Consider the following 19,173-nt stretch of genomic DNA (forward strand, 5'->3'; position numbering starts at 1 on the left):
TTGATGCAACAGTTCCCTACTCTCACATGGGGAGACCCCACACTACCATCGGCGCTACGGCGTTTCACTTCTGAGTTCGGCATGGGGTCAGGTGGGACCACCGCGCTACAGCCGCCAGGCAAATTCTGTTTTATCACCCCGTTTCCTCGAAGTGACATAATCTGTTATCAAGCTGAACTGAAAATTCTCTCAAATCCGCCAAAACAGCTTCGGCGTTGTAAGGTTAAGCCTCACGGTTCATTAGTACCGGTTAGCTCAACGCATCGCTGCGCTTACACACCCGGCCTATCAACGTCGTCGTCTTCAACGTTCCTTCAGGACCCTTAAAGGGTCAGGGAGAACTCATCTCGGGGCAAGTTTCGTGCTTAGATGCTTTCAGCACTTATCTTTTCCGCATTTAGCTACCGGGCAGTGCCATTGGCATGACAACCCGAACACCAGTGATGCGTCCACTCCGGTCCTCTCGTACTAGGAGCAGCCCCCCTCAATTCTCCAGCGCCCACGGCAGATAGGGACCGAACTGTCTCACGACGTTCTAAACCCAGCTCGCGTACCACTTTAAATGGCGAACAGCCATACCCTTGGGACCTACTTCAGCCCCAGGATGTGATGAGCCGACATCGAGGTGCCAAACACCGCCGTCGATATGAACTCTTGGGCGGTATCAGCCTGTTATCCCCGGAGTACCTTTTATCCGTTGAGCGATGGCCCTTCCATTCAGAACCACCGGATCACTAAGACCTGCTTTCGCACCTGCTCGCGCCGTCACGCTCGCAGTCAAGCTAGCTTATGCCTTTGCACTAACCTCCTGATGTCCGACCAGGATTAGCTAACCTTCGTGCTCCTCCGTTACTCTTTAGGAGGAGACCGCCCCAGTCAAACTACCCACCAGACACTGTCCGCAACCCGGATTACGGGCCCACGTTAGAACACCAGCCATTAAAGGGTGGTATTTCAAGGTTGGCTCCATGCAGACTGGCGTCCACACTTCAAAGCCTCCCACCTATCCTACACATCAAGGACCAGTGTTCAGTGTCAAGCTATAGTAAAGGTTCACGGGGTCTTTCCGTCTTGCCGCGGGTACACTGCATCTTCACAGCGAGTTCAATTTCACTGAGTCTCGGGTGGAGACAGCCTGGCCATCATTACGCCATTCGTGCAGGTCGGAACTTACCCGACAAGGAATTTCGCTACCTTAGGACCGTTATAGTTACGGCCGCCGTTTACCGGGGCTTCGATCAAGAGCTTCTCCCTAAGGATAACCCCATCAATTAACCTTCCGGCACCGGGCAGGCGTCACACCGTATACGTCCACTTTCGTGTTTGCACAGTGCTGTGTTTTTAATAAACAGTTGCAGCCAGCTGGTATCTTCGACTGATTTCAGCTCCATGAGTAAATCACTTCACCTACATATCAGCGTGCCTTCTCCCGAAGTTACGGCACCATTTTGCCTAGTTCCTTCACCCGAGTTCTCTCAAGCGCCTTGGTATTCTCTACCTGACCACCTGTGTCGGTTTGGGGTACGATTTGATGTTACCTGATGCTTAGAGGCTTTTCCTGGAAGCAGGGCATTTGTTACTTCAGCACCGTAGTGCCTCGTCATCACGCCTCAGTGTTAGAGTGAACCGGATTTACCTGGAACACACACCTACACGCTTAAACCGGGACAACCGTCGCCCGGCCAACATAGCCTTCTCCGTCCCCCCTTCGCAGTAACACCAAGTACAGGAATATTAACCTGTTTCCCATCGACTACGCCTTTCGGCCTCGCCTTAGGGGTCGACTCACCCTGCCCCGATTAACGTTGGACAGGAACCCTTGGTCTTCCGGCGAGCGGGCTTTTCACCCGCTTTATCGTTACTTATGTCAGCATTCGCACTTCTGATACCTCCAGCATGCCTCACAGCACACCTTCGCAGGCTTACAGAACGCTCCCCTACCCAACAACACATAGTGTCGCTGCCGCAGCTTCGGTGCATGGTTTAGCCCCGTTACATCTTCCGCGCAGGCCGACTCGACCAGTGAGCTATTACGCTTTCTTTAAATGATGGCTGCTTCTAAGCCAACATCCTGGCTGTCTGAGCCTTCCCACATCGTTTCCCACTTAACCATGACTTTGGGACCTTAGCTGGCGGTCTGGGTTGTTTCCCTCTTCACGACGGACGTTAGCACCCGCCGTGTGTCTCCCGTGATAACATTCTTCGGTATTCGCAGTTTGCATCGGGTTGGTAAGTCGGGATGACCCCCTAGCCGAAACAGTGCTCTACCCCCGAAGATGAGTTCACGAGGCGCTACCTAAATAGCTTTCGGGGAGAACCAGCTATCTCCCGGTTTGATTGGCCTTTCACCCCCAGCCACAAGTCATCCGCTAATTTTTCAACATTAGTCGGTTCGGTCCTCCAGTTAGTGTTACCCAACCTTCAACCTGCCCATGGCTAGATCACCGGGTTTCGGGTCTATACCCTGCAACTTAACGCCCAGTTAAGACTCGGTTTCCCTTCGGCTCCCCTATTCGGTTAACCTTGCTACAGAATATAAGTCGCTGACCCATTATACAAAAGGTACGCAGTCACCCCATAAAAGAGGCTCCCACTGCTTGTACGTACACGGTTTCAGGTTCTTTTTCACTCCCCTCGCCGGGGTTCTTTTCGCCTTTCCCTCACGGTACTGGTTCACTATCGGTCAGTCAGGAGTATTTAGCCTTGGAGGATGGTCCCCCCATATTCAGACAGGATACCACGTGTCCCGCCCTACTCATCGAGCTCACAACATATGCACTTTTGTGTACGGGGCTGTCACCCTGTATCGCCGGCCTTTCCAGACCGTTCCACTAACACACATGCTGATTCAGGCTCTGGGCTGCTCCCCGTTCGCTCGCCGCTACTGGGGGAATCTCGGTTGATTTCTTTTCCTCGGGGTACTTAGATGTTTCAGTTCCCCCGGTTCGCCTCGTTAAGCTATGTATTCACTTAACGATAGTGCAACGAATTGCACTGGGTTTCCCCATTCGGACATCGCCGGCTATAACGGTTCATATCACCTTACCGACGCTTTTCGCAGATTAGCACGTCCTTCATCGCCTCTGACTGCCAGGGCATCCACCGTGTACGCTTAGTCGCTTAACCTCACAACCCGAAGATGTTTCGTAAAACACCGTCAGTGTTGCGAAAATTTGAGAGACTCGAACACACATTGACTGTGTGTCGTTTCAATTTTCAGCTTGATCCAGATTTTTAAAGAGCAAAACTTCGCAGTGAACCTTTTCAGGTACACTCTGAAGTTTTCTTGGGTTTTGCAGTAAATATGGTGGAGCTATGCGGGATCGAACCGCAGACCTCCTGCGTGCAAAGCAGGCGCTCTCCCAGCTGAGCTATAGCCCCATCGTAGTTAATCTCATCAACCTTAATTCGTTCTGAGACAAGGCGTGGTAACGCGAAGCATACATCAGTATATGAGCGTTGCCGCAACGCAGTATCAGAAGGAATTTGGTAGGCCTGAGTGGACTTGAACCACCGACCTCACCCTTATCAGGGGTGCGCTCTAACCACCTGAGCTACAAGCCTGCAGAGATTTTTTACTGCTAATTTTCATCAGACAATCTGTGTGAGCACTACAAAGGCAGGTTCTTTAAGGTAAGGAGGTGATCCAACCGCAGGTTCCCCTACGGTTACCTTGTTACGACTTCACCCCAGTCATGAATCACAAAGTGGTAAGCGCCCTCCCGAAGGTTAAGCTACCTACTTCTTTTGCAACCCACTCCCATGGTGTGACGGGCGGTGTGTACAAGGCCCGGGAACGTATTCACCGTGGCATTCTGATCCACGATTACTAGCGATTCCGACTTCATGGAGTCGAGTTGCAGACTCCAATCCGGACTACGACATACTTTATGAGGTCCGCTTACTCTCGCGAGGTCGCTTCTCTTTGTATATGCCATTGTAGCACGTGTGTAGCCCTGGTCGTAAGGGCCATGATGACTTGACGTCATCCCCACCTTCCTCCAGTTTATCACTGGCAGTCTCCTTTGAGTTCCCGGCCGGACCGCTGGCAACAAAGGATAAGGGTTGCGCTCGTTGCGGGACTTAACCCAACATTTCACAACACGAGCTGACGACAGCCATGCAGCACCTGTCTCACAGTTCCCGAAGGCACCCTCGTATCTCTACAAGGTTCTGTGGATGTCAAGACCAGGTAAGGTTCTTCGCGTTGCATCGAATTAAACCACATGCTCCACCGCTTGTGCGGGCCCCCGTCAATTCATTTGAGTTTTAACCTTGCGGCCGTACTCCCCAGGCGGTCTATTTAACGCGTTAGCTCCGGAAGCCACTCCTCAGGGGAACAACCTCCAAATAGACATCGTTTACGGCGTGGACTACCAGGGTATCTAATCCTGTTTGCTCCCCACGCTTTCGCACCTGAGCGTCAGTCTTCGTCCAGGGGGCCGCCTTCGCCACCGGTATTCCTCCAGATCTCTACGCATTTCACCGCTACACCTGGAATTCTACCCCCCTCTACGAGACTCAAGCCTGCCAGTTTCGAATGCAGTTCCCAGGTTGAGCCCGGGGATTTCACATCCGACTTGACAGACCGCCTGCGTGCGCTTTACGCCCAGTAATTCCGATTAACGCTTGCACCCTCCGTATTACCGCGGCTGCTGGCACGGAGTTAGCCGGTGCTTCTTCTGCGGGTAACGTCAATTGCTGCGGTTATTAACCACAACACCTTCCTCCCCGCTGAAAGTACTTTACAACCCGAAGGCCTTCTTCATACACGCGGCATGGCTGCATCAGGCTTGCGCCCATTGTGCAATATTCCCCACTGCTGCCTCCCGTAGGAGTCTGGACCGTGTCTCAGTTCCAGTGTGGCTGGTCATCCTCTCAGACCAGCTAGGGATCGTCGCCTTGGTGAGCCGTTACCTCACCAACTAGCTAATCCCATCTGGGCACATCCGATGGCAAGAGGCCCGAAGGTCCCCCTCTTTGGTCTTGCGACGTTATGCGGTATTAGCTACCGTTTCCAGTAGTTATCCCCCTCCATCGGGCAGTTTCCCAGACATTACTCACCCGTCCGCCACTCGTCAGCAAAGCAGCAAGCTGCTTCCTGTTACCGTTCGACTTGCATGTGTTAGGCCTGCCGCCAGCGTTCAATCTGAGCCATGATCAAACTCTTCAATTTAAGTTTGATGCTCACAGAATTAAACTTCGTAATGAATTACGTGTTCACTCTTTGAGACTTGGTATTCATTTATTGTCCGAAGACATTAAGAATCCATGTCACTTTGAGTGCCCACACAGATTGTCTGATAAATTGTTAAAGAGCAGTTGCGACGCGCTTTAGCGTTCTGTCGCGAGGTGGCGTATGTTACGCTTTCCTCTTTCAGAGTCAACCCTGATTTTCAGGATTTTTCTCTTCGTTGTGACGACCATCTTGTGAAGTGTTTCACTTTGTCGTCTCAACGGAGGCGCATTATAGGGATCCCATTTTTTTGCACAAGCCTTTTTTCGATCTTTTTTTTCGTTTGCTGCTTTTTCATCCCTTTCGCTCCATTCATGCGCAATGTGGCGGATTTTTGATAGCTAAAGCACTTGCGCAAGGCCGGAAATGCAACCAAAGTCATCATTACTGTTCTCTTTCCTTGAGGTAAACATGTCTGACGTATTACGTCCTTATAAGGATCTTTTCCCACAGACAGGCCAACGTGTGATGCTCGACAGCAGCAGCGTGATCATTGGCGACGTTCGCCTGGCGGACGATGTAGGGATCTGGCCGCTTGTCGCGATCCGTGGCGATGTAAATTACGTTGCGATCGGTGCGCGTACGAATATTCAGGATGGTAGCGTACTGCACGTCACGCACAAATCCGCCTCTAACCCTGAGGGCAATCCGCTCATTGTGGGGGAAGATGTGACGGTCGGGCATAAAGTGATGCTGCATGGCTGCATCATCGGCAACCGCGTCCTGGTCGGTATGGGATCGATTCTGCTGGATGGTGCGGTGATAGAAGATGACGTCATGATCGGGGCGGGAAGCCTGGTGCCACAAAACAAGCGTCTGGAGAGCGGCTATCTCTATTTGGGGAGTCCGGTCAAACAGATCCGGCCGCTAACCGAGGAGGAAAAAGCGGGGCTGCAATACTCCGCCAAAAACTATGTGAAATGGAAAGACGAATATCTCGCTCAGGATAACCAGACCCAACCGTGATCGTCTTCTTGCTGGGACTGGATCAGCGCTTCTGCTTCTTCTTCCAGATCCCAGCGATGTTCGCAAAAGCGGATCAGCCATTGTTCCGCCGTCTCACCACCAAAGCGATTCGCCAGCGTTTCTCCCTTAATTGCGCACATTAACTGCATACCATTAACCAGCACGGGAAAGCAGACCGCTTCTTTCTGCATGTTCCACTCTTCCCTGTCAGGGAAGTGGATAGCCTGGTTCATGCGGACAACTCCTGTTTGAGCCGCGCAATCACCGGTTCAATTTCCGGCAACACGCCGTGCCAGAGCAGAACGGCATGGGCCGCTTGCCCCACCAACATCCCCAGACCATCGGCATAACGTTTCGCCCCCTGGCGTTCACACCAGGAGAGAAACGGCGTATTGCCCTTTTGATAGAACATGTCGTAACAACATACAGACGGACGAATAAGCGATGCCGGGATCGCCGGGATCTCACCGCTGATACCGCTGGAGGTGGCATTGATGATCAGATCAAATTCATGCCCTTCCAGCTCATTAAGATCCAACGCCTGCACGCTGCCCGTATGCGCAAAAACTTGCGCCAGTTCTTCCGCTCGGGATGCAGTCCGGTTGACGATAGTCACCCCGCAATCCATAGAAAGCAGCGGTAACAGTACGCCACGCGAAGCCCCACCCGCACCAATCAGCAGGATACGCTGCCCCGGCAGGATAAATGACAGGCGTTCGAGATCGCTTAACAGACCGATGCCGTCCGTATTATCGCCAAGCAAACGACCATCTTCGAGCCGCTTGATAGTATTCACCGCACCAGCCAGCGCAGCACGCTCCGTGAGTTCATCGGCGCGGGCAAACGCCTCTTCTTTAAACGGCACCGTTACGTTCACCCCTTTACCGCCATCGGCAAAGAACGCGTTTAGGGTATTAATAAAATCATTTACAGGCGCCAGCACACGGCCATACGGATGCGCAATATGCAGCTGCTGCGCAAATTGCTGATGAATAAACGGCGATTTGCTGTGCGCGATTGGATTACCAAAAACAGCATAGGTTTCCATCATCTTACCCCTGTCGAAACAGCTCGCCCGTCAGGGCATCACGAATTTCCGAAGGATTCAAGCGGCCGCCGGTTTCTCCTGGCACCACCGGGAAGTCGGTACCAAACTGAGCGTGGACCTCCTCTACCGTACGACAAGGGGGTAATCCACTCAGGTTGGCGCTGGTTGAAACCAACGGTTTGCCATAAGCCTGGCACAAGGCGACCACCAGCGGATGATCCGTCACGCGCACGGCCAGTGAATCAAAGCGTCCCGTTAACCAGCGAGGCGTTGTCGGCAGCGCGGGGAAAACAAAAGTCACCGGACCTGGCCAACGCGCAAACACGGCATCACGCTGGGCATTGGTCAGCATACTGTCATCAACATACGGTTTGAGCTGTTCAAAACTGGCGGCGATCAAAATTAACCCTTTATCGACCGGACGCTGTTTTAAGGCCAACAGGCGATTAACGGCCACTTCGCTATCGGGATCGCACCCGACGCCAAAGACGGCTTCTGTTGGATAGGCGATGACATTTTCTTTATTCAGTACCTCTATCGCGTCTGCGACAGGGTCTGTTAGCAGGTTATTCTTCACTTGTTTGTTCCGCCGAAACCGGCTTTCCACATTGTTTACTGGCGCAAAAGTGCTTCACACCCTGCGCGGTTTTCTTTTCGATGAGTAGCGGATAATGGCACTCTGGGCACTCTCCGGCTAGCGGCTTGAAGTTAATGACAAACTGGCACTCCGGATAGCGATCGCAGGAGTGGAAGGTCTTGCCATAACGGGAACGCCGCTGGACCAGATGGCCCGTCTGGCATTGTGGGCAGGTAATTGCGGTTTCATCGGGCTTATCAATGAGCTCGGTATGCTCACATTCAGGATAGTTGCTGCAGCCGATAAACATGCCAAAACGCCCCTGGCGCAACACCAGTTCACCACCGCAGACAGGACAATGCTTTCCCTCCAGAACTTTGACGATATGTCCGTCCGCTGAGGATTTCAACGGACGGATGTAGTCACATTCCGGATAGTGCGAGCAGCCAAGAAACGGACCATGTTTCCCGGAGCGAATCACCAGTTCAGCCCCGCACTGTGGGCAGGGCTCATTCTTACGCACCGAAAACAGTGCTGATTTAGCCATAACAACTCATGCTGAATTAAGGTTGATTAATGCAGCATACCTTCATTCACTTCAAAGAGTAATTCTTCCATTTGCTGATATGCATTTTCACAACCCGGAATGTTGAACAAAACCATCAGGATGACCCACTTCAGGTCTTCCAGGTCGAATTCTGCAGTATCCAGCGCGAGCACACGTTCAATCACCATTTCTCGCGTTTCGAGGTTTAGCACCTGGATCTGTTCAAGGAATAACAGGAATCCCCGGCAACTGGCATCCAGTCGGTCACACTCTTCTGGGGTATAAATACGCACAGAGAGAGGATCGGAGGCAAGCTGCATCGGTTCGGCAAGTCCTTCCTGATAATCAGCAAGCTTTTCCAGCCACAGGAGCGCATTGTAGATGTCTTCACGATCAAAACCAGCGTCGGTAAGATCCCGTTCAAGTTTGTCCTGATCCACACGTAATTCAGCTTCATTGTGGATATATGTCTCAAACAAATACATTAGTACGTCGAACATGGCATGCCCTCCTCAATCGGACATAGCCGCCGGGTACAGCTGCGATCCATCCTGCTAACTCCAGTTCGAGTAGCTGAGCCACTACTTCTGGCACAGGTTGGCCGGCACGTTCAGCGACGACGTCAACAGGTGTTACCTCATCTCCTACGTTAGCCAGGAGCTCGGGAAATGGCAATGCTGCGTCTTCCTGATCTGGTGAATAAAGTGATTTTTCAGGCTCATCTGGCAGCCAATGCAAGCCATACTGCAAATTTTCCATGATTTCCTCTGGAGCCGTCACAAGTGTGGCTCCCTGCTGTACCAGCCAGTGCGGCCCTTCACTTCCGGGACTGCCGAGAGGCCCGGGTACGGCGAACACCTCTCGCCCTTGTTCCAGCGCACAGCGTGCAGTAACCAACGAGCCGCTGCGTAAGGCCGCTTCAACCACCAGAACGCCTTTACTCAGACCGCTGATAATACGGTTTCGGCGGGGAAAATTACGTGGTAAAGGAGGCATCAGTAGCGGAAATTCGGACACCAGCGCACCTCCCGTTTCCAGTAAAGCCTCGGCCATCCCGGCATGCCGGCGGGGATAGATGGACTGCAGACCATTTCCTAATACGGCAATGCTTTTCACCTTCGACTGGATCGCTGCCCGATGGGCGATGCCATCAATACCACGTGCCAAACCACTGGTAATGGTGATTTCCCAGCCCGCAAGCTTCTCACAGAACAACCGTCCCCATCGTTCGCCATACCAGGACGGGGTTCGGCTTCCCACCACGGCGAGTTGAAAATCATGGAGGCATTGCGAGGAGCCGGAGACCAAAAGCGCGCCGGGGTAATCTTCAATGGCACGAAGCTGAGCGGGATAATCTTCACTGTCTGCCAGTAATAAGTGGTGATGCGGTGGCTCAAGCCAGCGAAAGGTCTTTTCCAGTTCGTTTTGCGAAAAGGTAATAAAGCGAGTGGCCTGGGAGGGAGAAAAGCCCATACGCCGCAGGACAGCGGTATCAATATGCGGTTGTGCTATCAGCCCGTGAGCGACGCGCACCATCTCATCGCCGAACAACTCGTTCACGCCCATTAAACGTAGCCAAATTTCGGTACGGGTCATCCTTATCCCCCTGCCACAAGCAGTCTTAGCAATCTTTGCGATTGGTCACTGATGCTGTCAATCAGAGGGGGATTTGTCTAGAATAGAGGTAATAATCTTTCCAACTCCTGAACACAACTCTGGATAACTATGTCAGTTTTGCAAGTGTTACATATTCCGGACGAGCGTCTTCGCAAAGTCGCAAAACCGGTAGAAGAAGTGAATGCAGAAATTCAGCGTATCGTCGATGATATGTTCGAGACGATGTACGCAGAAGAAGGTATTGGCCTCGCGGCAACGCAGGTTGATATTCATCAGCGAATTATCGTCATTGACGTGTCAGAAAACCGCGACGAACGCCTGGTGCTAATTAACCCGGAACTGCTGGAAAAAGAAGGCGAAACCGGTATTGAAGAAGGTTGCCTGTCTATTCCGGAACAACGTGCTTTAGTGCCACGTGCCGAGAAAGTGAAAGTTCGCGCACTCGATCGTGAGGGTAAACCGTTTGAGCTGGAAGCCGACGGCCTGCTGGCTATCTGTATTCAGCACGAAATGGATCACCTGGTCGGTAAACTGTTTATCGATTATTTGTCGCCGCTGAAACAGCAACGTATTCGTCAGAAAGTTGAGAAACTCGACCGCCTGAACGCACGAGCTTAAGGACAAGAATCAACGTGTCAGACTCACTACGTATTATTTTCGCGGGTACACCTGACTTTGCAGCGCGTCATCTTGACGCGCTGTTGTCTTCTGGACATCACGTCGTCGGCGTGTTTACCCAACCGGACCGTCCGGCGGGGCGGGGTAAAAAACTGATGCCGAGCCCGGTGAAAGTCCTGGCGGAAGAAAAAGGCATTCCGGTTTTCCAACCTGTCTCCTTGCGCCCACAGGAAAACCAGCATCTGGTTTCTGACCTGAACGCAGACGTGATGGTCGTCGTAGCGTATGGCCTGATTCTACCGAAAGCCGTGCTGGAGATGCCGCGACTCGGCTGCATTAACGTGCATGGTTCCCTGCTGCCGCGCTGGCGTGGCGCGGCCCCCATTCAACGTTCGCTCTGGGCGGGCGATGCTGAAACGGGGGTTACCATTATGCAGATGGACGTCGGTCTGGATACAGGCGATATGCTCTACAAACTCGCCTGCCCCATCACCGCGCAGGACACCAGCGGCACGCTGTACGACAAGCTGGCGGATCTGGGCCCACAGGGTCTGATTGAAACGCTGAAGCAGCTAGCGGAAGGTCGTGCAAATCCGGAAGTACAGGACGAAGCGCAGGTTACCCATGCTGAGAAGCTCAGTAAAGAAGAAGCGCGCATCGACTGGTCACTTTCTGCGGCACAACTGGAACGCTGCATCCGCGCATTCAATCCCTGGCCAATGAGTTGGCTGGAAATTGATGGCCAGCCGGTAAAAGTCTGGCAGGCATCCGTGATAGACTCGCCGACGAAGGCAGAGCCCGGCACCATCCTTGAAGCCACAAAACAAGGCATTCAGGTCGCGACTGGCAACGGAATCCTGAACTTGCTCTCATTACAACCCGCCGGGAAAAAAGCGATGAGCGCCCAGGATCTGCTAAATTCACGTCGGGAATGGTTCATTCCTGGCAACCGTCTGGCCTGACGGTCACTTCTGATTACGCCCGGTGTTGCCGGGCCTTTTTATTTTTGCGGTTATGAATAAGAAACTTAACTTACGCAGTATGGCGGCGCAGGCCGTTGAACAGGTCGTCGAGCAAGGGCATTCACTGAGCAATGTCCTGCCGCCGCTACAACAAAAAGTCTCCGATAAAGACAAAGCACTATTACAAGAACTCTGTTTTGGGGTTCTGCGTACGTTGTCGCAACTCGACTGGTTGATCAACAAACTGATGTCCCGTCCGATGACGGGAAAACAGCGTACCGTGCACTACCTGATTATGGTGGGATTCTATCAATTACTGCATACCCGTATTCCTCCCCATGCTGCGCTGGCGGAGACGGTCGAAGGTGCAGTAGCGATAAAGCGCCCGCAGCTTAAAGGGCTGATAAACGGTGTCCTGCGCCAGTTTCAGCGTCAACAAGAAGAACTGCTGGCAGAATTCGCCAACAGCGAGGCGCGTTTTCTGCATCCTTCCTGGATGCTGAAACGCCTGCAAAAAGCGTATCCCACTCAATGGGAAGCCATTGTCGATGCCAACAATCAACGGCCACCGATGTGGTTACGCGTGAATCGCATACACCATTCGCGCGACAGCTGGCTGGCACTGCTCGAAGACGCCGGGATGAAAGGTTTCCCCCATCCTGACTATCCCGATGCCGTACGCCTGGAAACGCCGGCACCGGTTCATGCGCTACCGGGATTCGATGAAGGATGGGTCACCGTTCAGGATGCCTCCGCTCAGGGGTGCGTCGCCTTCCTTGCGCCGCAAAACGGCGAGCACATTTTAGATCTGTGTGCAGCGCCAGGCGGTAAAACTACCCACATCCTCGAAGCCGCCCCCGAAGCAGACGTGCTGGCAGTCGATGTGGATGAACAACGACTCTCCCGCGTTTATGACAACCTGAAACGTCTCGGGATGAAAGCAACGGTCAAACAGGGTGATGGGCGTTATCCTGCTCAGTGGTGTGGTGAACAGCAGTTTGATCGCATACTGTTAGATGCGCCCTGTTCCGCAACCGGGGTTATCCGTCGCCATCCAGATATCAAATGGCTACGCCGCGATCGCGATATTGCAGAACTGGCAAAGCTACAGGCTGAAATTCTCGATGCCGTCTGGCCACATTTGAAATCTGGCGGCACGCTGGTGTATGCCACTTGTTCAGTGTTACCGGAAGAGAACAGCCAGCAGGTTCGCGCCTTCTTACAGCGTACGACGGACGCCACGCTTAGCGAGACAGGAACGCCTGAGGCGCCGGGTCTACAAAATCTGCCGGGTGCAGAAGACGGTGACGGCTTCTTTTACGCTAAGCTAATCAAAAAGTGATGGGATAACGGGTCGCGACTGATGAAAATAATCATTCTGGGCGCAGGACAAGTGGGGGGAACGCTGGCAGAGAACCTGGTCGGCGAGAACAACGACATCACTGTGGTCGATACCAACGGTGAACGTCTGCGCAGCCTGCAGGACAAGTTCGATCTGCGTGTCGTTCAGGGGCATGGTTCACACCCACGCGTGTTGCGCGAAGCCGGTGCGGATGATGCGGATATGCTGGTTGCCGTGACCAGCTCCGATGAAACGAATATGGTTGCCTGCCAGGTGGCCTATTCGCTGTTCAACACGCCAAACCGAATCGCCCGTATCCGCTCCCCTGATTATGTTCGTGATGCGGACAAACTGTTCCACTCAGAAGCCGTCCCTATCGATCATCTGATCGCGCCCGAGCAGCTCGTCATCGACAGTATTTATCGACTGATCGAGTATCCAGGCGCGTTACAGGTCGTCAACTTTGCGGAAGGTAAAGTGAGCCTGGCAGTGGTAAAAGCCTATTATGGTGGCCCACTGATCGGCAACGCACTCTCAACGATGCGGGAACATATGCCGCATATCGATACCCGCGTTGCGGCGATTTTCCGTCATGACAGACCGATTCGCCCGCAGGGCTCCACCATTGTGGAAGCGGGTGACGAAGTCTTCTTTATTGCCGCCTCCCAACACATTCGTGCGGTGATGAGCGAGTTGCAACGTCTCGAAAAACCTTACAAGCGCATCATGCTGGTTGGCGGCGGTAACATAGGGGCCGGTCTGGCGCGTCGTCTTGAGAAAGATTACAGTGTGAAATTGATCGAACGCGATCAACAGCGCGCTGCCGAACTGGCTGAAAAACTGCAGAATACGATCGTCTTCTTTGGCGACGCCTCGGATCAGGAGTTGCTGGCTGAAGAACATATCGATCAGGTCGATCTGTTCATTGCCGTCACCAACGACGATGAAGCTAACATTATGTCAGCAATGTTGGCCAAGCGAATGGGGGCGAAGAAGGTAATGGTCCTGATTCAACGTCGCGCGTATGTCGACCTCGTCCAGGGTAGCGTCATTGATATTGCGATCTCTCCTCAGCAGGCGACAATCTCCGCTCTCCTCAGCCATGTGCGAAAAGCAGATATCGTTGGTGTCTCTTCATTGCGTCGTGGTGTCGCGGAAGCTATTGAAGCCGTCGCTCACGGCGATGAAAGTACTTCGCGCGTTGTGGGTCGGGTTATAGACGAGATCAAGCTGCCGCCGGGTACGATTATTGGTGCCGTAGTGCGTGGTAACGATGTGATGATTGCCAATGATAACTTACGCATCGAACAAGGCGATCACGTCATTATGTTCCTGACGGATAAAAAGTTTATTACCGACGTCGAACGCTTATTCCAGCCAAGTCCTTTCTTCCTTTAACTTTGAAGGGTGCATTATTCGCACCCTTTTAAATCCCCTGAGTTATCAAGGCTTAATTAGCACTATTAATCTGAATACTTAAATGGAAAATGCCTTAACATTTGTTAAACTTATTAACGTCAGCTGCATAGGGAGAATATAATGAGCATTATTAAAGAGTTTCGCGAATTTGCGATGCGCGGGAATGTTGTCGATTTGGCGGTGGGTGTCATTATCGGTGCGGCATTCGGTAAAATTGTATCGTCACTGGTTGCCGATATCATTATGCCGCCGCTGGGTTTGCTAATTGGCGGGATCGATTTTAAACAGTTTGCCGTGACGCTGCGCGATGCGCAGGGAGATATCCCTGCCGTTGTGATGCATTATGGTGTGTTTATTCAGAACATTTTCGACTTTGTGATTGTGGCATTTGCTATTTTCATGGCAATTAAGCTCATTAACAAACTCAATCGTAAGAAAGAAGAACCGGCTGCTGCACCTGCGCCAACGAAAGAGGAAGTCTTGCTCACTGAGATCCGTGACCTGCTCAAAGAACAGAATAGTCGTTCTTAACAGACCACAGAAAGCAGAAGGCCAGTGGTAAAAAAGTGATTCACTTTCTTGCCACTGGCCTCCCAGTTACCCCGATTACCGTGTTTCCCTTTGCGTAAATAACTCCCTTTGCCTTTCCTGTTCTTTTCAACACGCTGTCTGAATAGTGGGTCATGTAATAATGCCTCAATGGCATTGTCCTTTATCTGCCCTTTCGTATGCTGATAACGACTCATAATAGCTCCAGTTTGTGGTTTAACGGCGGGAGTGTAGTCCCACCAGTCTGATAAATCAACAGCCCGACTTCACTCCACTGGCACCCTGCTCCAGGGCTTCAAGGATTGAGCAGTACACGCTGCTGTGCGCAGTACCGCAGCAGGCATCGTTCAGACGCTGTAATGAACGCTGCATACTTTGCAGTTCGGCAATACGCGCTTCGACTTCTTTCAGTCTGTCCTGCACGATCCCTTTTGACTCCTGACAGGTATGATGTTCGGGATCAATGCGGATCGACAATAACTCACGGATCGACTCAAGGGTAAATCCGAGCTGCCGGGCATAGCGGATGAACTTAAGCCGCTGAAGATCCTTTTCCGTATATAACCGGAATCCCCCTTCCGTGCGCACCTCATGTTCCATCATCTGCTGCTTTTCATAATAGCGGATCGTATCAGGGGTTACTTCCGCCAGCTTTGCTAACTCACCAATGCGATACATGCCCACGTCCTTAATTATCGTTAATCTTATGCAGCAATTTATCTGCGTACTCACCGCGTAAAAATTCAGTGCTTAGGCCAGCCTGCCGCAGCTTCAGTTCCAGAAGTGACAAACGCCGGCTCACTTCCTGATACTGAGGATCATCCTGCCTAAGGCCTTTCAGCAGATCCAGTAACTGGATGGCTTCTTTTCGCTGCTCCAGCTCGGGCGGCAGACAGCCGGCATTTTTCAGTAAGCGATAACCTGCCCGCAGCTCAACAGGCACATGTGAATCATCATCCAGAACCAGCCGCTCGCCAGTACCATGAAGATTCTCGAATTCACCTTTTCTCTGTGCATCAGTGATATGGCGCTCTGCCCACTGGTCCAGTAACCACATAGAAGACTCCAGGGGATGAACAAAAAGAGTACAGATATTGTAGATAAGTGGGGGTACTGCGGATATAAAAAAACCCGCCGGAGCGGGTTTCTTTACGTTACTACAGATTACTCTGCAGCAGCTTCTGCTTTCGACTCAGAGCGATCAACCAGCTCGATGTAAGCCATCGGCGCGTTGTCGCCTGCACGGAAGCCACACTTCAGAATGCGAGTGTAACCACCGGCGCGGCTCGCAAAACGCGGGCCCAGCTCGTTAAACAGTTTTGCCACGATCTCGTTATCACGAGTGCGGGCGAATGCCAGACGACGATTAGCTACGCTATCAGTCTTGGCAAGAGTAATCAGCGGCTCAACTACGCGACGCAGCTCTTTCGCTTTAGGCAGGGTCGTCTTGATGATTTCATGACGAACCAGTGAACCTGCCATGTTGCGGAACATAGCCTGGCGATGGCTGCTGTTGCGGTTCAGTTGACGACCACTCTTACGATGGCGCATGACCTTATCCTTCTCAGTAAAACCTTAACCTGTGATCCGGTTACTCGTCAGCGATGCTTGCCGGTGGCCAGTTTTCCAGGCGCATGCCCAGAGACAGTCCACGGGAAGCCAGCACGTCTTTAATCTCAGTAAGAGATTTTTTACCAAGGTTAGGCGTCTTAAGAAGCTCAACCTCAGTACGCTGTACCAGATCACCGATATAGTGGATAGCTTCTGCTTTAAGGCAGTTAGCAGAGCGGACAGTCAATTCCAGATCGTCAACAGGGCGCAGCAGGATCGGATCGAATTCTGGTTTCTCTTCTTTCACTTCCGGCTGACGTACATCACGTAAGTCAACGAAAGCTTCCAGTTGTTCAGCCAGAATGGTCGCCGCACGACGAATCGCCTCTTCAGGATCGATTGTGCCGTTGGTTTCCATTTCGATGACCAGCTTGTCCAGGTCGGTACGCTGTTCTACACGCGCTGCTTCAACATTGTAGGCAATACGCTCTACAGGGCTGTAGCATGCGTCGACTAGCAGACGGCCGATTGGGCGCTCATCTTCTTCCGAATGAATTCGGGTAGAAGCCGGCACATAACCACGACCGCGCTGAACTTTGATACGCATGCTAATAGACGCGTTCTCATCGGTCAGGTGGCAGATCACGTGCTGCGGCTTGACGATTTCGACATCCCCATCATGGGTAATGTCGGCTGCAGTCACAGGGCCAATGCCAGATTTATTCAAGGTAAGAATAACTTCATCTTTACCCTGAACTCTCACCGCCAGCCCTTTCAGGTTGAGCAGGATTTCCAGGATATCTTCCTGAACGCCTTCTTTGGTGCTGTACTCATGTAGTACACCATCAATCTCAACCTCGGTCACCGCGCAACCCGGCATCGATGAGAGCAGAATACGGCGCAGTGCGTTACCCAGAGTATGGCCGAAGCCACGCTCTAAAGGCTCAAGGGTCACCTTGGCGTGCGTCGAACTCACTTGCTCGATATCTACCAGGCGCGGTTTTAGAAACTCTGTCACAGAACCCTGCATTGTGTCCTCTCTTTGGTACTAAGCTTTACTTGGAGTAAAGCTCGACGATCAGGTGTTCGTTAATGTCCGCAGACAGATCAGAACGCTCAGGCTTACGCTTGTACGTACCTTCCATCTTGCCAGCATCAACTTCCAGCCAGGTTGGCTTTTCACGCTGCTCAGCCAGCTCCAGAGCGGCTTTCACGCGAGACTGCTTCTTCGCTTTCTCACGAATGCTAACAACGTCATTCGGACTAACCTGATAAGAAGCGATGTTAACAACACGACCGTTTACCATAATCGCTTTATGACTAACCAGCTGACGTGCTTCTGCACGAGTGGCGCCGAAGCCCATACGGTATACAACGTTGTCCAGACGACCTTCCAGCAGAGCCAACAGGTTTTCACCGGTGTTGCCTTTCAGACGTGCTGCTTCTTTGTAGTAGTTACGGAACTGACGCTCCAGCACACCGTAGATACGGCGAACTTTTTGCTTTTCACGCAACTGCACACCATAGTCAGACAGACGCGGTTTACGCGCACCGTGCTGGCCAGGAGCTTGTTCAATTTTACACTTGGTATCGATCGCGCGAACGCCAGACTTAAGGAATAAGTCGGTGCCCTCACGACGGCTCAGCTTGAGCTTAGGACCCAAATATCTTGCCATTTTCTTTCTCCAACAAACCTGGAAAACGAAGCGTTATACGCGGCGTTTTTTCGGCGGACGACAACCGTTATGAGGGATCGGAGTCACATCAGTAATATTAGTGATGCGGAAACCAGCGGCGTTCAGAGCACGAATAGTAGATTCGCGGCCTGGACCCGGACCTTTAACCATAACTTCCAGATTCTTGATACCGTATTCTTTTACGGCGTCAGCGCAACGCTCTGCTGCAACCTGAGCTGCGAACGGAGTAGATTTGCGAGAACCACGGAAACCGGAACCACCGGCTGTTGCCCAACCCAGCGCGTTACCCTGACGATCAGTGATAGTCACGATGGTGTTGTTGAAAGAAGCATGGATATGAGCCACGCCGTCAGAGACTTGTTTTCTTACACGTTTACGTGCACGAATTGGTGCCTTTGCCATTATTCAATCACCCCGATTATTTCTTGATCGGTTTGCGCGGACCCTTACGGGTACGTGCGTTGGTCTTAGTACGCTGACCGCGCACTGGCAGACCACGACGATGACGCAAACCGCGATAGCAACCAAGATCCATCAGGCGCTTGATGCTCATGCTGATTTCACGGCGCAGATCACCTTCAACGACAAATTTGGCAACTTCGTCACGCAGCGTGTCGATTTGTCCTTCAGACAGCTCACTGATCTTAACATTTTCAGCGATACCCGCTGAAGCCAGAATGGCTTTAGAACGGGTCTTACCGATGCCGTAGATCGACGTTAACGCGATCACTGCATGTTTTTGATCAGGAATGTTAATGCCTGCTATACGGGCCACTATGCACTCCTACTATTTAATATGTACGCACCATGCTGAAAAGCCCGTTTTCAGGATACTCAAATGGAAACGTACAGACATACAAAAGATTGGCTGGCTAATCTAGCCAGCTCAACCCAACTTTGCAAGAAAAATATGCGAATAAATCAGCCTTGGCGCTGTTTATGCTTCGGCTCGGCACTGCAAATCACACGGATGACACCATCACGCTTAACGATTTTGCAGTTACGGCATAATTTCTTGACGGAAGCACGAACTTTCATTTTTAC

At 52.1% G+C, this 19,173-nt stretch carries 21 protein-coding genes, 2 tRNA genes and 3 rRNA genes; 6 read left to right on the forward strand and 20 right to left on the reverse strand.

What is annotated here, in order from left to right; all coding sequences use genetic code 11:
• Nucleotides 1–3: 3 nt before the first annotated feature.
• The 5 genes from rrf to GBC03_02155 all read right to left on the reverse strand — a co-directional run bounded on the left by rrf (nucleotide 4) and on the right by GBC03_02155 (nucleotide 5,176).
• A 5S ribosomal RNA gene (gene rrf, locus GBC03_02135) occupies nucleotides 4–119 on the reverse strand.
• 83 nt (nucleotides 120–202) lie between these two features.
• Nucleotides 203–3,135: ribosomal RNA gene (locus GBC03_02140) — 23S ribosomal RNA — on the reverse strand.
• A gap of 170 nt (nucleotides 3,136–3,305) precedes the next feature.
• Nucleotides 3,306–3,381 (reverse strand) — tRNA-Ala (locus GBC03_02145).
• A gap of 106 nt (nucleotides 3,382–3,487) precedes the next feature.
• A tRNA-Ile gene (locus GBC03_02150) sits at nucleotides 3,488–3,564 on the reverse strand.
• 60 nt (nucleotides 3,565–3,624) lie between these two features.
• Nucleotides 3,625–5,176, reverse strand: a 16S ribosomal RNA gene (locus tag GBC03_02155).
• Together the 16S, 23S and 5S rRNA genes with 2 tRNA genes alongside form the textbook arrangement of a ribosomal RNA operon.
• Before the next feature lie 471 nt (nucleotides 5,177–5,647).
• Here GBC03_02155 and GBC03_02160 point away from each other — a divergent pair.
• On the forward strand, nucleotides 5,648–6,202 hold the full coding sequence (locus GBC03_02160; GenBank protein QFS69090.1) for a gamma carbonic anhydrase family protein: 555 nt from the start codon (nucleotides 5,648–5,650) through the stop codon (nucleotides 6,200–6,202).
• On the opposite strand, the gene GBC03_02165 is transcribed toward GBC03_02160, so the two are convergent.
• Genes GBC03_02165 through dprA form a run of 6 tightly spaced genes read right to left on the reverse strand, consistent with a single transcriptional unit; the run spans nucleotide 6,178 to nucleotide 9,970 of the window.
• Nucleotides 6,178–6,435, reverse strand: a complete 258-nt coding sequence (locus GBC03_02165; protein QFS69091.1) for a DUF1488 family protein — start codon at nucleotides 6,433–6,435, stop codon at nucleotides 6,178–6,180. The two genes, GBC03_02160 and GBC03_02165, sit on opposite strands and share 25 nt — an antisense overlap.
• Nucleotides 6,432–7,250 (reverse strand): shikimate dehydrogenase, encoded by an 819-nt coding sequence (aroE, locus tag GBC03_02170; protein ID QFS73891.1) that lies wholly within the window; start codon nucleotides 7,248–7,250, stop codon nucleotides 6,432–6,434. The genes GBC03_02165 and aroE overlap by 4 nt, the downstream gene beginning before the upstream one ends.
• Nucleotides 7,251–7,254: 4 nt before the next feature.
• A complete protein-coding gene (gene tsaC, locus GBC03_02175; GenBank protein ID QFS69092.1) occupies nucleotides 7,255–7,827 on the reverse strand; it encodes an L-threonylcarbamoyladenylate synthase type 1 TsaC in 573 nt (190 codons plus the stop codon).
• A complete protein-coding gene (locus tag GBC03_02180; GenBank protein ID QFS69093.1) occupies nucleotides 7,817–8,374 on the reverse strand; it encodes a hypothetical protein in 558 nt (185 codons plus the stop codon). The genes tsaC and GBC03_02180 overlap by 11 nt, the downstream gene beginning before the upstream one ends.
• 26 nt (nucleotides 8,375–8,400) lie before the next feature.
• Nucleotides 8,401–8,874 (reverse strand): DUF494 family protein, encoded by a 474-nt coding sequence (locus GBC03_02185; GenBank protein QFS69094.1) that lies wholly within the window; start codon nucleotides 8,872–8,874, stop codon nucleotides 8,401–8,403.
• A complete protein-coding gene (gene dprA / locus GBC03_02190) occupies nucleotides 8,846–9,970 on the reverse strand; it encodes a DNA-protecting protein DprA (GenBank protein ID QFS69095.1) in 1,125 nt (374 codons plus the stop codon). The genes GBC03_02185 and dprA overlap by 29 nt, the downstream gene beginning before the upstream one ends.
• A 129-nt stretch (nucleotides 9,971–10,099) precedes the next feature.
• On the opposite strand from dprA, the gene GBC03_02195 reads away from it, so the two are divergent.
• The 5 genes from GBC03_02195 to mscL all read left to right on the forward strand — a co-directional run bounded on the left by GBC03_02195 (nucleotide 10,100) and on the right by mscL (nucleotide 14,863).
• The gene (locus tag GBC03_02195) at nucleotides 10,100–10,609 is read left to right on the forward strand and encodes a peptide deformylase (GenBank protein QFS69096.1); all 510 of its coding nucleotides are present in this window, start codon (nucleotides 10,100–10,102) and stop codon (nucleotides 10,607–10,609) included.
• 14 nt (nucleotides 10,610–10,623) lie between these two features.
• Nucleotides 10,624–11,571: a methionyl-tRNA formyltransferase gene (locus GBC03_02200; protein QFS69097.1), complete on the forward strand. Its 948-nt coding sequence runs from the start codon at nucleotides 10,624–10,626 to the stop codon at nucleotides 11,569–11,571.
• Between the two features lie 52 nt (nucleotides 11,572–11,623).
• Nucleotides 11,624–12,913 carry a 16S rRNA (cytosine(967)-C(5))-methyltransferase RsmB gene (rsmB, locus tag GBC03_02205; GenBank protein QFS69098.1) on the forward strand — a complete coding sequence of 430 codons (1,290 nt, stop codon included), beginning with the start codon at nucleotides 11,624–11,626 and terminating at the stop codon, nucleotides 12,911–12,913.
• Nucleotides 12,914–12,934: 21 nt separating this feature from the next.
• A complete protein-coding gene (gene trkA, locus GBC03_02210; protein QFS69099.1) occupies nucleotides 12,935–14,311 on the forward strand; it encodes a Trk system potassium transporter TrkA in 1,377 nt (458 codons plus the stop codon).
• Nucleotides 14,312–14,452: 141 nt separating this feature from the next.
• Nucleotides 14,453–14,863, forward strand: a complete 411-nt coding sequence (mscL, locus tag GBC03_02215; GenBank protein ID QFS69100.1) for a large-conductance mechanosensitive channel protein MscL — start codon at nucleotides 14,453–14,455, stop codon at nucleotides 14,861–14,863.
• On the opposite strand, the gene arfA is transcribed toward mscL, so the two are convergent.
• The 9 genes from arfA to rpmJ all read right to left on the reverse strand — a co-directional run bounded on the left by arfA (nucleotide 14,860) and on the right by rpmJ (nucleotide 19,167).
• Entirely contained in the window at nucleotides 14,860–15,078 is a 219-nt protein-coding gene (arfA, locus tag GBC03_02220) for a ribosome alternative rescue factor ArfA (protein ID QFS69101.1), read from the reverse strand. The genes mscL and arfA overlap by 4 nt on opposite strands.
• A 55-nt stretch (nucleotides 15,079–15,133) precedes the next feature.
• On the reverse strand, nucleotides 15,134–15,559 hold the full coding sequence (gene zntR, locus GBC03_02225) for a Zn(2+)-responsive transcriptional regulator (GenBank protein QFS69102.1): 426 nt from the start codon (nucleotides 15,557–15,559) through the stop codon (nucleotides 15,134–15,136).
• A 10-nt stretch (nucleotides 15,560–15,569) separates the two neighbouring features.
• Nucleotides 15,570–15,938, reverse strand: a complete 369-nt coding sequence (locus tag GBC03_02230; protein QFS69103.1) for a DUF1992 domain-containing protein — start codon at nucleotides 15,936–15,938, stop codon at nucleotides 15,570–15,572.
• Between the two features lie 107 nt (nucleotides 15,939–16,045).
• Nucleotides 16,046–16,432, reverse strand: a complete 387-nt coding sequence (gene rplQ, locus GBC03_02235) for a 50S ribosomal protein L17 (GenBank protein QFS69104.1) — start codon at nucleotides 16,430–16,432, stop codon at nucleotides 16,046–16,048.
• Between the two features lie 40 nt (nucleotides 16,433–16,472).
• The gene (gene rpoA, locus GBC03_02240; protein QFS69105.1) at nucleotides 16,473–17,462 is read right to left on the reverse strand and encodes a DNA-directed RNA polymerase subunit alpha; all 990 of its coding nucleotides are present in this window, start codon (nucleotides 17,460–17,462) and stop codon (nucleotides 16,473–16,475) included.
• 25 nt (nucleotides 17,463–17,487) lie between these two features.
• Complete coding sequence (rpsD, locus tag GBC03_02245) at nucleotides 17,488–18,108, reverse strand: 30S ribosomal protein S4 (GenBank protein QFS69106.1); 621 nt, start codon at nucleotides 18,106–18,108, stop codon at nucleotides 17,488–17,490.
• A gap of 33 nt (nucleotides 18,109–18,141) precedes the next feature.
• Nucleotides 18,142–18,531: a 30S ribosomal protein S11 gene (gene rpsK, locus GBC03_02250; protein ID QFS69107.1), complete on the reverse strand. Its 390-nt coding sequence runs from the start codon at nucleotides 18,529–18,531 to the stop codon at nucleotides 18,142–18,144.
• Between the two features lie 16 nt (nucleotides 18,532–18,547).
• A complete protein-coding gene (gene rpsM, locus GBC03_02255; protein QFS69108.1) occupies nucleotides 18,548–18,904 on the reverse strand; it encodes a 30S ribosomal protein S13 in 357 nt (118 codons plus the stop codon).
• A 146-nt stretch (nucleotides 18,905–19,050) separates the two neighbouring features.
• Entirely contained in the window at nucleotides 19,051–19,167 is a 117-nt protein-coding gene (gene rpmJ, locus GBC03_02260; GenBank protein ID QFS69109.1) for a 50S ribosomal protein L36, read from the reverse strand.
• Nucleotides 19,168–19,173: the final 6 nt, after the last annotated feature.

The organism is Citrobacter telavivensis, assembly GCA_009363175.1.
Taxonomy (GTDB): Bacteria; Pseudomonadota; Gammaproteobacteria; order Enterobacterales; family Enterobacteriaceae; genus Citrobacter_A; species Citrobacter_A telavivensis.

Excerpts from the sequence above, each read along its gene's own strand:
- GBC03_02160 (QFS69090.1), top strand. The coding sequence starts at position 5,648 with ATGTCTGACGTATTACGTCCTTATAAGGATCTTTTCCCACAGACAGGC.
- GBC03_02165 (QFS69091.1), bottom strand. The coding sequence starts at position 6,435 with ATGAACCAGGCTATCCACTTCCCTGACAGGGAAGAGTGGAACATGCAG.
- aroE (QFS73891.1), bottom strand. The coding sequence starts at position 7,250 with ATGGAAACCTATGCTGTTTTTGGTAATCCAATCGCGCACAGCAAATCG.
- GBC03_02180 (QFS69093.1), bottom strand. The coding sequence starts at position 8,374 with ATGGCTAAATCAGCACTGTTTTCGGTGCGTAAGAATGAGCCCTGCCCA.
- GBC03_02185 (QFS69094.1), bottom strand. The coding sequence starts at position 8,874 with ATGTTCGACGTACTAATGTATTTGTTTGAGACATATATCCACAATGAA.
- dprA (QFS69095.1), bottom strand. The coding sequence starts at position 9,970 with ATGACCCGTACCGAAATTTGGCTACGTTTAATGGGCGTGAACGAGTTG.
- GBC03_02195 (QFS69096.1), top strand. The coding sequence starts at position 10,100 with ATGTCAGTTTTGCAAGTGTTACATATTCCGGACGAGCGTCTTCGCAAA.
- rsmB (QFS69098.1), top strand. The coding sequence starts at position 11,624 with ATGAATAAGAAACTTAACTTACGCAGTATGGCGGCGCAGGCCGTTGAA.
- trkA (QFS69099.1), top strand. The coding sequence starts at position 12,935 with ATGAAAATAATCATTCTGGGCGCAGGACAAGTGGGGGGAACGCTGGCA.
- mscL (QFS69100.1), top strand. The coding sequence starts at position 14,453 with ATGAGCATTATTAAAGAGTTTCGCGAATTTGCGATGCGCGGGAATGTT.
- arfA (QFS69101.1), bottom strand. The coding sequence starts at position 15,078 with ATGAGTCGTTATCAGCATACGAAAGGGCAGATAAAGGACAATGCCATT.
- zntR (QFS69102.1), bottom strand. The coding sequence starts at position 15,559 with ATGTATCGCATTGGTGAGTTAGCAAAGCTGGCGGAAGTAACCCCTGAT.
- GBC03_02230 (QFS69103.1), bottom strand. The coding sequence starts at position 15,938 with ATGTGGTTACTGGACCAGTGGGCAGAGCGCCATATCACTGATGCACAG.
- rplQ (QFS69104.1), bottom strand. The coding sequence starts at position 16,432 with ATGCGCCATCGTAAGAGTGGTCGTCAACTGAACCGCAACAGCAGCCAT.
- rpoA (QFS69105.1), bottom strand. The coding sequence starts at position 17,462 with ATGCAGGGTTCTGTGACAGAGTTTCTAAAACCGCGCCTGGTAGATATC.
- rpsD (QFS69106.1), bottom strand. The coding sequence starts at position 18,108 with ATGGCAAGATATTTGGGTCCTAAGCTCAAGCTGAGCCGTCGTGAGGGC.
- rpsK (QFS69107.1), bottom strand. The coding sequence starts at position 18,531 with ATGGCAAAGGCACCAATTCGTGCACGTAAACGTGTAAGAAAACAAGTC.
- rpmJ (QFS69109.1), bottom strand. The coding sequence starts at position 19,167 with ATGAAAGTTCGTGCTTCCGTCAAGAAATTATGCCGTAACTGCAAAATC.